The sequence below is a fragment of the Indibacter alkaliphilus LW1 genome (assembly GCF_000295935.2).
GTDB classification, from domain to species: domain Bacteria; phylum Bacteroidota; class Bacteroidia; order Cytophagales; family Cyclobacteriaceae; genus Indibacter; species Indibacter alkaliphilus.
On sequence record NZ_ALWO02000023.1, the window covers coordinates 539751 to 552740 of the forward strand.

At 40.3% G+C, this 12990-nt stretch carries 7 protein-coding genes; 1 reads left to right on the forward strand and 6 read right to left on the reverse strand.

Features of this window, described 5'->3' with window-relative positions:
* Positions 1 to 153 precede the first annotated feature (153 nt).
* The 6 genes from A33Q_RS06515 to A33Q_RS06540 all read right to left on the reverse strand — a co-directional run bounded on the left by A33Q_RS06515 (position 154) and on the right by A33Q_RS06540 (position 10794).
* Complete coding sequence (locus A33Q_RS06515) at positions 154 to 2559, reverse strand: ABC transporter permease (RefSeq protein WP_009032709.1); 2406 nt, start codon at positions 2557 to 2559, stop codon at positions 154 to 156.
* 327 nt (positions 2560 to 2886) lie between these two features.
* Positions 2887 to 5256: an ABC transporter permease gene (locus A33Q_RS06520; protein ID WP_009032710.1), complete on the reverse strand. Its 2370-nt coding sequence runs from the start codon at positions 5254 to 5256 to the stop codon at positions 2887 to 2889.
* A gap of 266 nt (positions 5257 to 5522) precedes the next feature.
* Positions 5523 to 7925 (reverse strand): FtsX-like permease family protein, encoded by a 2403-nt coding sequence (locus A33Q_RS06525; RefSeq protein ID WP_040490020.1) that lies wholly within the window; start codon positions 7923 to 7925, stop codon positions 5523 to 5525.
* A 264-nt stretch (positions 7926 to 8189) separates the two neighbouring features.
* Positions 8190 to 9440 (reverse strand): DUF819 family protein, encoded by a 1251-nt coding sequence (locus tag A33Q_RS06530; RefSeq protein WP_009032712.1) that lies wholly within the window; start codon positions 9438 to 9440, stop codon positions 8190 to 8192.
* 44 nt (positions 9441 to 9484) lie between these two features.
* Positions 9485 to 10126, reverse strand: coding sequence for an NUDIX hydrolase (locus A33Q_RS06535; protein WP_009032713.1), 642 nt, complete (start codon positions 10124 to 10126; stop codon positions 9485 to 9487).
* On the reverse strand, positions 10126 to 10794 hold the full coding sequence (locus tag A33Q_RS06540; RefSeq protein ID WP_051394826.1) for a hypothetical protein: 669 nt from the start codon (positions 10792 to 10794) through the stop codon (positions 10126 to 10128). The genes A33Q_RS06535 and A33Q_RS06540 overlap by 1 nt, the downstream gene beginning before the upstream one ends.
* Positions 10795 to 11247: 453 nt before the next feature.
* Between A33Q_RS06540 and aceK the strand changes: the two genes are divergently transcribed.
* Positions 11248 to 12972 carry a bifunctional isocitrate dehydrogenase kinase/phosphatase gene (aceK, locus tag A33Q_RS06545; protein WP_009032715.1) on the forward strand — a complete coding sequence of 575 codons (1725 nt, stop codon included), beginning with the start codon at positions 11248 to 11250 and terminating at the stop codon, positions 12970 to 12972.
* Positions 12973 to 12990: the final 18 nt, after the last annotated feature.

Sequence of the window (12990 nt, forward strand, 5' to 3'; positions counted from 1 at the left end):
AACTCCTAGGTCTCCGCCAAGCATTCGACTCATCAACCCCTATTCTGTTTTCTTCTTCAGAATTTTCATAAAAGCAAAGTAATAATTCTTGTATATAAGGTAAACAGCTTTTCGAGGTTGGTATAGGCAAAAGATTTCCAATTACTCATTTCATCACTCACTCCTCAACCCATTCACTGTATTTCTATAAGCCGCTTTGAGGGCCTGAAAACCAACAACCGACAAGGTAACCAAAAGAGCCATCAGGATCACGGTCAGAAAATTCCCTAATGCTATGGGGGTCCTATAAGCAAAGTTTTGCAACCATTCCTTGCCGAAATACCATGCCACCGGAGCTGCCAAAACTGATGCAATCATCACCAAAAGCATAAATTCCCTGGAAAGGGTATAAACAATTTGGTGTACTCCTGCACCCAATACCTTTCTGATACTCATTTCCTTGGATCGGGATTCTATCATAAAGGAAACCAAGCCAAGTAATCCGATCAGTGAAATCAAAAGCGTGAGTCCTGCAAATAGCCGGAACATCTTGGCCATACGCAACTCTGCCTGATATAACCTTTCAAAGTCTTCATTCAGAAAAAAGTATTTGAAATCCATTCCTGTAAAATCATTGATCCATTTTTGATTTAGGGTCTCCAGAATGGCAGTGGTTTGGCTCGGTTCAAACCGAAGGGACAACCAATAAGAGTAATCAGGTGCCCAATCCATAGCAATCCCGTGAATAGACTGCTGTAGGCCTAGTTGGTGGTAATCCCGCACTACTCCTATCACTGTTCCCTGAGGTGTAGTGGAGGGTGAAACAATTTTCTGACCCAAGGCTTCTTCGGGACTGTCCCATCCAAACTGCCTGACTGCCCTTTCATTCAACACAAGGCCTTCGGTACGGTCCGTTTCCCGCTCAGGATCGAAAAACCTTCCTGCCACCAAGTCCAAGTTAAGGGTACTTAGGTAATCCTCATCTACTGCCAAGTACTCTACCGAAACAGGGTTCTCGGCTTCTCTGCCATCAGGATAAGCAATTTGACCGATCCATCCCGGTCTGCCCGGGATACCATTACTATATGTCACACTTTGGATACCGGAAATATTTCCCAGCTCGTATTTCAGACTTTCAATCCGGCTTTTTTCGAGCTTTGATGCATTGATTACCAAAATTTCATCCTTGGCAAAGCCAAGTTCCTTCTGCTGCATAAAGTCCAGCTGATTGAGCACAACCAGGGTACCTAAAGCCAACGAAACAGAAATAAAAAACTGAAACACCACCAGGGCTTTTCTAAGGTTAGGACCAGTACCACCAGGATTAAATTTGCCCTTCAGGATCTTCACCGGCTGGAGACCGGAAAGGTGCAATGATGGATAATATCCTGCAAATAGACTTATCAAAATAAGTAAAGCCAATATTCCCAAAATAATTTCAGGCTTTAACAGGCTGTTCAATTGATACGTTTTATTGACTAATTCATTGAAAACAGGCATCATCATACTGGCAAGAAAAACTGCGATCAAAAGCCCAAAAAGTGTCAATACAAAAGCTTCTGTCATAAACTGGGTAATCAGTGCCATCCTGGTCGAACCTACTACTTTTCGCAACCCAACCTCCTTGAAGCGATCTACTGACCGTGCAGTAGAAAGATTGATAAAATTGATACAGGCCAATAAAATGGTGAAAAGACAAATCCCTAAAACCATATAAACACGGTCTATACTTCCCAGTGTTCCAAGTGGATTACCTGCTTCTGAACGCAGGTAAATATCCTTCATGGGTTCAAATTTCAAAAAGGCTTCAGCTCCCCATGATCGCATCATATCTCCCACATGGTCCATGTAAACTGACTTGGCTTTATCCTTGAAAGCTTCAGCGTCTGTTCCTTCACGAAGCATGAGGTAGTTGGTCATATTGATATTTCCCCAACCTGCCATATAATCTTCCATTCCTATAAGCCTTTCAAAGGTAGATTGGGAAAGGAGTACTTCAAATTGAATATGAGAGTTTTCAGGGGCGTCCTTTACCACAGCACCAACTTTTACTGCTATGCTATCTGCCAGAAAAAACTCTTTTCCCAAACCGTCCTGCCCTTTGAATATAAGGCTTTCCATACTTTCAGTGATGACGGCCTGATAAGGCTGTGATAAAGCTGCTGATGGGGATCCCTTCATTTGTTCAAATGAAAAAACATCAAAAAAAGACTCAGTGACATAGGCCATTCTTGGACTGAGTGTTTCCTCTTCTGTCTTGATATCTAACTTAGGCCAAGTAATGGTATAAATCACATTTTCAACTTCCGGAAAATCTGACTCCAGGATTTTACCTACAGGCCATCCATTGGTGCTATTATAACTTTCATTTCCTGATTTGGCATCTACAAAAACTGTATTGACCCGATAAATTCTATCACCATTTTCATGAAAATTGTCATAGGAAAATTCATCCAAAGCATAGACCAACATAAAAATCCCACCAGTTAGTCCCAAGGCAAGACTGAGGATATTGATAATGGAAAAAGCCTTCCTCTTTTTGAGGTTTCTCAGCGCGATTTTGATATAATTTTTCAACATGATTTATTGGGCTTGAATGTTTTTTCAATATGCCTATGGAAGATTGAAGAATTTACTGAAGGGTTGCATGGAGGATGATTCTTATTTCTCAGATCAAGCTTTCATTTTGTTCTCTCGCATCTCAACTCTATCCGCACTTGTTTCTCACCTCCCTCCTCTCGTATTTCAACTCTTCCTTTTCCTCAAACTATAATACGAGGTCAAAAAAAGACCTCAAAGGTCACGAACTCTTGGCTCTTGGTTCTCGCTTCTCTTTTCTCGTATCTCGCCTCTCTCTTCATCCTTCACCCTTCATCCCTCATCCCTCATCCTCCATCCTTCCCCCTTCTACTCCACCTTAAACGCATCTACCGGATTGATCATCGCAGCACGGATTGACTGTGAACTTACCGTAAGTGCAGCTATGAAAAGCGCTATGAATCCAGAAATCAGAAACACCAACCAGGAAAGGGAAATACTATATGCAAAACCGTCCAGCCAATTACTCATACCGTACCATGCTATGGGTACAGCAAGCACAAAACCCATTAAAACCAATTTGAGGAAATCTTTTCCCAAAAGAAGTACTACACTGAGAATACTTGCTCCCATTACTTTTCTGACTCCGATCTCCTTGGTTCTTTGCTCTGTGGCATAAGCGGATAGACCAAACAGGCCTAAAATAGAAATCAGAATGGCTAAGCCTGCGAAGAAACCGAAAACAGTTCCGACTTTTTCTTCTGCTTCATACTGCTGATCAAATCTGTCCGCCACGGAATAATAATTGAAAGGGAAATCCGGACGTAAAGCAGTCCACTCCTCCCTGAGATAAGCTATACTTTGATCAAAATTATCTGCATTCAGACGGAATGCTACCTCATTAAACCTTTCATCAGGAACCATAAAAATCATCGGACTGATGGGCTGATGCAGGGATTCAAAATGGAAATCCTTTACAACTCCAACTACATATCCTCGTCTAGGCCCATAATGCATAGCTTTACCTATAGCATCTTCCGAAGATGCCCATCCAATAGCTCTGACCGCTGACTCATTGATCAAAAAGGCCTCTGTGCTATCGGATGCAAGCTGATAATCAAAGTCCCTTCCAGCAGCCATGTTAATCCCAAAAGTCTCCATAAATGAATGACTGATATGTATATCTGTCAATCTAATATCCATGACGGTCAGTTCACCATTGACTTCGGCCTGTGCACCTTGGGCATCCAATAACCTACCTGATGGAATTCTTGAACCCAAGGCCATTGACTCAATGCCTGGCTGTTGAAGAAACCTGTCTCTTAAGGTCTCGTAATTATCCACCAATTCTTTGTAGGCCGGCAGCACTACAATTTGTTCCTTATTGAAACCAAGCTCTTTATTTTTCATGTAGTCCAACTGATTGATCACCACCATTACAGCAACAATCAGAATGATAGAAATCGCGAACTGTCCTACCACAAGCGCGGATCTCAATTTTTCATGAATAGAGCCTATCTTGTAGGTACCTTTCAACACTTTCACTGGTTGAAAACCTGACAAGAACAGCGAAGGATAACTTCCTGCCAACATCCCCACCAAGACTACCAAGGCCAGCATACCCAACAAATATTCGGGATGATCCAGTAAATTCATGCTAAGTTCCTTTCCTGTAAAATCTCCAAATACCGGTAAAGCAATGGTTGCCAAAGCCACAGCAAGAACCAAAGCCATGAAAGTCATCATGATGGTTTCACTCATAAATTGCCTGATCAAAAGTTGACGATCAGCCCCGAGCACTTTTCGTAATCCAACTTCCAAGGCTCTTTTGGCAGACCTCGCGGTAGCAAGGTTCATGAAATTCACACAGGCTATCAAAAGGATGAAAATGGCAATGGCACTGTAAATATAAACATACTCTATGCTTGAATTAGGTTCAAGCTCGGAATCCAGATTGGAATAAAGGTGAATATCAGTAATGGCCCAAGGGTGCAAATCTGTCCAAGTTGAAGGCAAGGTTCCATCATTCCCTGTTTGCAGGTGCCTGTTAAGAAAAGAAGGAATTTGTGCGGTAATGGACTCAATATCAACCCCTGGTTTCAAAAGCATGTAAGTTCCAAAGTTATTGGAACCGAAATTCTTCATCATGGCTTCATAACCACCATAGAAATCTGTCACCAATTCCATCGAAGCCAAAAAATCAGCCTTGAAATGTGAATTGTCCGGAACATCCTTCATCACAGCTCTGACCTGCATATTTGCTGATACCTGGCCGATTTTCATTTCCAAAGTTCTGCCGATTGCCTCAGAATTACCAAAGTATTTTTTGGCCATGCTTTCCGAGATAACCATACCATCCGGGAAACTCAAAGCAGCCTCAGGATCTCCTTCAATCACTTCCCAAGTAAAAACATTGAAAACTTCAGGATCTGAGAAATAGAATCTTCTTTCTTCAAAAACATTTCCCTCATCTTTTAACACCACATTGGTATTAAGAACCCGGACTACCTCCTCCACATCCTGATTAAAATCAGACTTGAGAAGTGGTCCAAAAGGTGGCGCCAAATGGCCCAAATGAAGATTTACTTCACCATTTTGGTTAAAAAAAGAACGGGAAATCCTGTAAATCCTATCTGATTTATCATGGTACTTGTCATAACTGAGCTCATGTTGAACAAATAGAAAAATCAATATACTGGCAGCCATTCCTACAGAAAGTCCCAAAATATTGATTAACATATAAGCTGGGTTTTTCTTCAGGTTTCGTAGAAATATTTTCAAATAATTGCGGAGCATAATAACTGTTTGTTGAGATTGTGATTATCCGCTACTTTGCCAGTAACATCAAATTATTAAATTATTTTTTGTATTTGAATCAATTCCATTTTAATGCCAGCCTAGAGGATTGACTAATGGGCTCAGACCGCATTCCATTCACTTTATCTAAAAGATAAGCGGACATTATTGTCCGCTGGTGGTCAAAATCAATTGAGATAATTTTCCCATCATTCATCCTTCAGTGTCTTTGCAGGGTTTTGCAAAAATACCTTTGTGGTCCTGTAACCAATTGTCAATAGCGCAATCAGTCCTACGAATGCAATGGCCAATACATAGATCCAAGGCGAGATATCAGTTTTATAGGCAAAACCTGATAGCCATTCCTGACTAAACCACAGACCGAACCCTATGGAAAACATAGCCGACAAGCCCAAGAGTAAAAAGAAATCAGATGAAAGTATTTTTAACACATCAGTAGCTTTGGCACCTAATACTTTGCGGATGCTGATTTCCCGCGTTCTTCGCATAGCAACGTAGGAAACCAGTCCAAAAAGCCCCATACTGGCTATGAAAATGGCAATCCCAGAGAATAGCTGGAAAATACGGGACACATTTTGTTCCCTCTGATACATTTGAGCATATTCTTCATCAAGAAATCTGAAGGCAAATGGCCTTTCCGGATAAACACCTTTCCATACATCTTCCATTTTGGAAAGGTTTTCTTTTGGGTTGCCTTTAGGAAGTTTGGCCAAAATCCAGTTGGCTTCTGATGGCTGTATAAAGATCACCAAAGGTCCGACCTGATTATGCAATGAATTGAAATAAAAATCCTGAACTACTCCTTTAACATTGGATATCAAACCATTAAAATTCACCTTTCGCCCTACACTTTCTTCAACTGTCCATCCCAATTCTCTGATAGCAGCCTGGTTCAGAATAATATTCATTTCTGCATTTTCTTCATAAGCTGCAGTCTGATTGATATCCTGATCAGAAAACTCAACACCTGCCAGTAAATGAAGATTTAGGGTTTTTACAATCTCATGATCTACTGCAAAACCGGTCAGCATAAGATCCTTGTCATTGTCTCCTCCTGGAGAAATAGAGTAACCTGCTTGAATAAATATGGGAAGTGAGTTTGTCAGGCTGGTGGACTGCACAGCTGCAGTCCTCTCCAGTTCACTTTTCAATGCAGAATATTTCTCCCCCATATTATAATGAAAATTGAGGGCAACCACCTCTTCCCGTTCATATCCCAAGTTGATGGTCTGCATGAAATCCAACTGTTTTTTGACGATAAAAGTGGACAACAAAAGACTGATGGAAACAAAAAACTGAAAAACCACCAAACTTCTTCTAAGCCAAGCGCCACTCGCAAAACCGGTTATTTTTTTTCCCAAAGCACGCAGTGGCTCCATCCCAGAAAGAATCAATGCCGGATAAAACCCTGAAAACAAACCAATGGAAAGCATTAAGCTCAACACCAGCAAAATCCCTAGAGGACTAAGCAACAATTCCAAGTTCATGGAAACCCCAGAAAATTCTTCAAAAACCCCTTTTAGCAGATAAAGAATCAATAGACTAAATATTACTCCAGATAGGGACAAGATCATAGATTCAGAAATAAATTGACCAAATAGCTGAGGCCTATCTGCTCCCAAAACCTTTCTAAGCCCTACTTCCTTATTGCGTTCTGTAGACTCAGCAGTGGCTAGGTTGACATAATTGATGATGCCGATGATTATGAGTAAAAAAGCAACTGACCCAAAAATATAGAGGTTTTTGATATCAGAAACAGGTTTCATTTCCTTCAGTTGGCTGTCTCCCAAATAAATGGAAGTCAAAGGTTGATACAATATAGAAACTTCAAATCCATAGCTTCTCAATTGTTCGCCCAAGTACTTTTCTACCAGCTGATCAAGTTTTGAGGTAAAGGCTTCCCTATCAGAATTAGGAATTAGTTTTGCATAAGAATAGTAATTTGCAGGAGACCATTGAGGTTCTTTTCCATGCCTGGTACTGATAAAAGAGGCTAAAAAGTCAAAATCAATGTGACTGTTACTTGGGAAGTCTGATACAATACCGGTAACCTGATAATCTTTGCTGTCTACCTTGATGGTATTTCCCACTGCCAGTAAAGGTTTTTGGAAGTACCGCTGCGCCGCAGAGAATGTCAGGACTATCTGATTGGGCGCTGCCAAAAGCTTTCCCTCAGCTCCGGCAAGTAATTCCAGGTCGAAGATTTCAAAGAAATTTTCATCCACAAAAGCAAACTTGGTCTCCTCCCGGTTACCTTCTCCAGCATCTATCAGCACCGAAGAAAAGATGCTGTAATCAAAAATCAGGGTAGCTACTTCTACCTCCTCAATTTCTTCCATCAAGGCAGGAACCAAAGCTGACGGTGTCATCGCTACCACTTGTTCCTCTCCTGACCTGACAAATTTTTGTGCAAACCTTACCACCCGGTCCGAATCTGAATAGATCTTGTCGTAGGTGGCTTCATGGTGGACATACAGCGCAATGGCCAAAAAACTGACTATGGCAACAGTAAGACCTAAAATATTAATACCCGCATAAAGCTTTCGCTTCATCAGGTTTCTAAAGGACACTTTTAAGTAATTCTTCCACATGATTGTAAAATCTAAGTTTGGTTTCCCCAACAAAGGGCATCCTGGCTACTATACTTTCACCTAGCTGAAACTTTATTTCTACATTCATGCCAGCTCCAAAAAACAGTCTTATGAATTAAAAATGAGGATTTTGTGATTTCACCCTGTGGACAGATGAACATTTTTGTCCGAATACGGGCAAAAAAATAAATGGAGGCTGTCCTATAACCAGTCTGATACTTTATCACAAATATCAGTTTGATGGCTTGAGTCTACAAAATCTCCTTAGCCATGCACCAATTGAAGTAAAAGACCACAGATATAGGCCCCATAAGTACCCACAGCATATCCCAATACTGCCATCAAGACCCCAACGGGTGCCAGAGATGGGTTAAAAGCAGATGCAACGATAGGTGCTGATGCAGCTCCACCCACATTGGCCTGAGACCCAACTGCCACAAAGAAGAATGGTGCTTTGATCAAGTAAGCAACCAACAACATAATCAAGACATGGAATATCATCCAAAATATTCCTATAAGGAAAAAAACAGGGCTGTCAAAAATAGCCATCAAGTCCATTTGCATTCCGATGGTGGCTACCAGAACATAAAGTAAAACTGACCCTAATCTCGATGCCCCAGCTCCTTCAAGCTCCCTTGCACGGGTAAATGAAAGAATCAAACCTCCCGTGGTGGCCACTACCACTATCCAAAAGAAGGTTTTATCCAAGGAATACTGGCCCAATTGGGGATAATTGCTACCAATGAAAGGGGCTAACCAGTCTGCAATCAAATGGGCTAAACCTGTGATGGCAAAACCAATTCCCAAAATTTTCATGGTATCGGCCATCGTGGGGATCTTCAAAATCCCTTCTCTGTATTTTTCCACTTTCTCTTGAAGCTCATGAATGGCAGAACTATCAGCTTTGAAAATTTTATCAATTTTACCTGGCTTGGCAGCCCAATAAAGCAATACCGCCATCCAAACATTGGCTACCAATACATCTACTGCAATCATTTGGGAAAATAGCGTGGGGCTAGCACCAAATACCTCCAACATGGCTGTCTGATTAGCACCACCCCCAATCCAGCTTCCGGCAATAGTCGCCAAGCCTCTCCAGATTTCATCAGGACCAACACCTCCCAGAACCTCCGGAAAAATGGTGGAAATAGTCAATAGTGCCAAAGGACCTCCCAGAATAATACCCAATGAACCTGCCAAAAACATGATCAATGCTTTGGGACCTAACTTGAGGATACCTTTAAAATCAATGCTCAATGTCAAAAGCACCAGTGAAGTGGGCAATAGATAACGCGAGGCCATGCCATAAAGACCAGAGTACTCACCAGAAATCAAACCTACCGAATTCAACACCGCTGGGATGAAATAACAAAGCAAAATAGAGGGTATCACCCTGTAAAATTTTCTCCAGATCGGTTTATTGCTTGACGAAGTACCAAAAACAAGCGCCAATATGGACATCAAAATCCCAAAAACTATGGCATCATTGGTAATCAGTGGTGTTGCTTCTTGCATGAAGAAAGAGGTTTTTTACAACAATACCACAATTGCTCAAAAAATCAAAAACCATCCCTCTCCCACATGTAGGTAAACTCTCCAAGCATCATGGCTGTAGCTCCCCAAACAGTTTCTGATTCTATATCAAAATAGGGCGCATTTACTTTGAAACCCGCACGGGAATTGATACTTCCTGTTTTTCTAATGTTTTTATCCATAAGTACTTCCACCGGGCAATTGATAATCCTTTCCACTTCCTTGGGGTCAGGAAGGAAATTGGGTTGCTCATTGACAAAACCTAAAAATGGGGAAACCATAAAATTACTCGGAGGAATATAAAGGTCTGACATCTTGCCCAAAAGTGTTACTTTATCTGCATCAATGCCTATTTCTTCCTCCGATTCCCGGAGAGCCGTTTCAGCTAGATCTTCATCACTTTCTTCCATTTTTCCACCAGGGAAAGCAATCTGCCCACTGTGGACACCTTCATATTTGGGTCTTTTGATAAAAGGTATATAGCATTTTCCGGTGCTATCAGGGTAAAACAACATTAAAACCGCTCCTTTTCGAAAATCTTTCCTGATTTGTTGCGCAAATCGCTCTTCATCAACAGGCTGAGGTGCCATAGTAATTTGTCCTTTTCTGCCAGGAAGAGGCTTTTCCAGGATTTGTTCTAATTTTCTGATTACCTGATCAAACTCCATCAAAAAGAAATACGGTTTAGTTTTCTCTTTAAATACCCATCTTTGGAATAATTTGTTGTCACAAGTGGATGCTTAAACATCACAAAACTGGAGTTTTCAACATCAATCAGCCATAATTTGGGTGTAACTCCTTCTTCTTCTTCAAAAAAACCTGCAACCAAAAGGTGTGAAGGTGTCACCCAAACAGCATCTTCGAAACCTCCGGATGGACCGATAAACAGCAAGCGCTCCCGCATCCCATTATCTTTAAAATATATTACTTCCGAGTCTGGATTCAGAAAGGGACCTCCGTTCTCCGGAAATACAATCTTATAACTATAAATATCCACTACCCCTTTCCCTTCAGGATTGGGAATAAGATATGGATAAAAAGGTGAGTCATCATCTATGGGATTTTCCTCCGGCCATTCAAGCTGTTCGAAGGCCACTTTTTTATCAACTTCGAAATCTCCAAGATTAAATTTACCTTCTGAGTTTTTCCAGAAAGTCACCCAAGATTGGATTTGCTGCAGTCCCATTTCTGCCAACTGTAATTCTTCATCTTCCAGAGGCAAATCCGACTCCAAAACAACTTCCTCCTTTTCCTTTTCTGAGCCACAAGAAATTGCGGCTACTAAAAGGGCTGAAAGTAATAGGAAACGGGTGTAATTTAAGCTGGATTTATTCATTTTGAACCAAGTAAAAGAATACGAATGAAATACAAAATTGCTAAAAATCAAAAAAGGCCGGAACATTGTTCCAGCCTTTTCCATCTCTCAAACCTATTAAACCTATTGTAGATATTCATTGATTGAATAACATGTCAGAAAGGTATATAATGTTTTGTTATTGTCCAAACAATCGATTGCGAAAATTTTATTTTGTCTGGAAAACATAAGATTTTCAGGCCAATATAATTTCGGAATTCAAAGATTATCACCAACATATACACTTCATTTTTCTTCAAAAATTCCAGAAAATTTTTATTTGACATTAAAAGAAAAAATGAAATACCGAAAATAAAATTATCTATTAAAATTGAAGAACCTTTACTGATGAATTGATAGAAAATTGAACGGATTAAAGGGATGCTTTCCGCAATATTTTTACTTTTATAATTGTAGCATTTTTGAAAAAGGAATATGGAAGAAAACCAAGTTCAAACCAGCAGAATAATTGAAGAAAGTTTTAACCATTACATAGAGGTATTTGGAGAACTGACCAAGAAGGCTCCTGGTTTTTTTAGAAATAGGGATTGGGCCGGAATGCAGCAAAATCATGTCAAAAGATTACGGCTCTATAAAGATCATATTTTTGATACTAAAAATAGATTGAAAGATTTGCTGGGAGCTACCATTGAAGATTTCAGCTATTGGAAAAAAATCAAAACCCAGTATCAAACACAGATCAAAGATAGGTTGGACAAAGAACTTGCAGAAACTTTCTTCAATTCAATCATCCGAAAGGTTTACCCTGGATTGGCTATTCATGAAGAGCTCATGTTTGTATATGAGGGATACAATTCCTGTCCAATATATTCCAATGAATCCCTCTATCATTCCTATCCTTCCAGTTGGGGGCTACAGAAGATCATCCGCTCCATCATGGAGGATTTTGACTTTGGAGCCAACTACTTGAATAAGGAAGAGGACATACAATTCCTGGTTCATTCAGTAAGAGAGGTGATTTTATCTAGGTATAAGCCCTCAGAGGATACCATCACCCAAGTACTCAAAAGTGTTTTCTATAGAAACAAAGCGGCCTATTTGGTGGGAAGGACAAAAGTTGGGGGTAAATGGATGCCCTTTATAATCCCATTTCTGAACGGTCCAAGGGGCATCTATGTGGACACTATGATTTTTGCCCCGAAGGTCATGGCACATTTATTCAGCTTTACCCGCTCTTATTTTATGGTAGAAGTGGAAATACCTTCGCAGCTAGTGGCTTTTCTAAATTCTGTCATTACCCACAAACAGATTCATGAACTGTACAATGCGATAGGTTTCAACAAACATGGAAAAACCGAGTTTTACAGAGATTTTATCAACCATTTGGCGCAAAGTACTGATCAATTTGAAGTAGCAGAAGGAATCAAGGGAATGGTGATGACTGTATTTACTCTGCCTTCTTACAATATAGTTTTCAAAATGATCAAGGATTACTTTGATCCCCCGAAAACCATGACCCGACAGGAAGTAAGGGATAAGTACAAAATGGTTGGGCTGCATGACAGAGTAGGAAGAATGGCCGATACCCATGAATTTGAAGAGTTTCATATTCCATTGGACAGGGTACATCCCAGTTTGATGGAGGAGCTTAAAAACTCCGTGAACTCTCTTCTTGAGTTCAATGCCAATGAACTCATTATCAAACATGTATATACAGAAAGAAAAATGGTTCCTTTAAACATTTATCTTGAAAAATGTAACTTTGAAGAAGCCAAGCAAGTAGTTGAAGAATATGGTTATGCCATATTGCAATTGGCTAAGGCAAACATTTTCCCCGGTGATATGCTGACAAAAAATTTCGGAGTAACGCGACAAAAGAGGGTGGTCTTTTATGATTATGATGAAATAGAATTTCTGACAGATATGAATTTCAGATGGAAGCCAAAAGCAGAAACGTATGAGCAAATCTATGCATCTGAACCTTGGTATGACATCAAAGAAAACGATGTATTCCCGGAAGACTTCAAAAAATGGATGATCGGAAGAGAGGATGTAAAAGCCTATTTTTTGGATTATCACAAAGACCTTTTTAATCCTGATTATTGGCAAAGCTTACAAAATCAAATCAAAAAAGGAGAGTTGCTTCATGCATTCCCCTATCCTACTGAAATTAGGTTTCGCCCAGAAGAAGAGGCATAAAAAAACAGCTGGACCTTT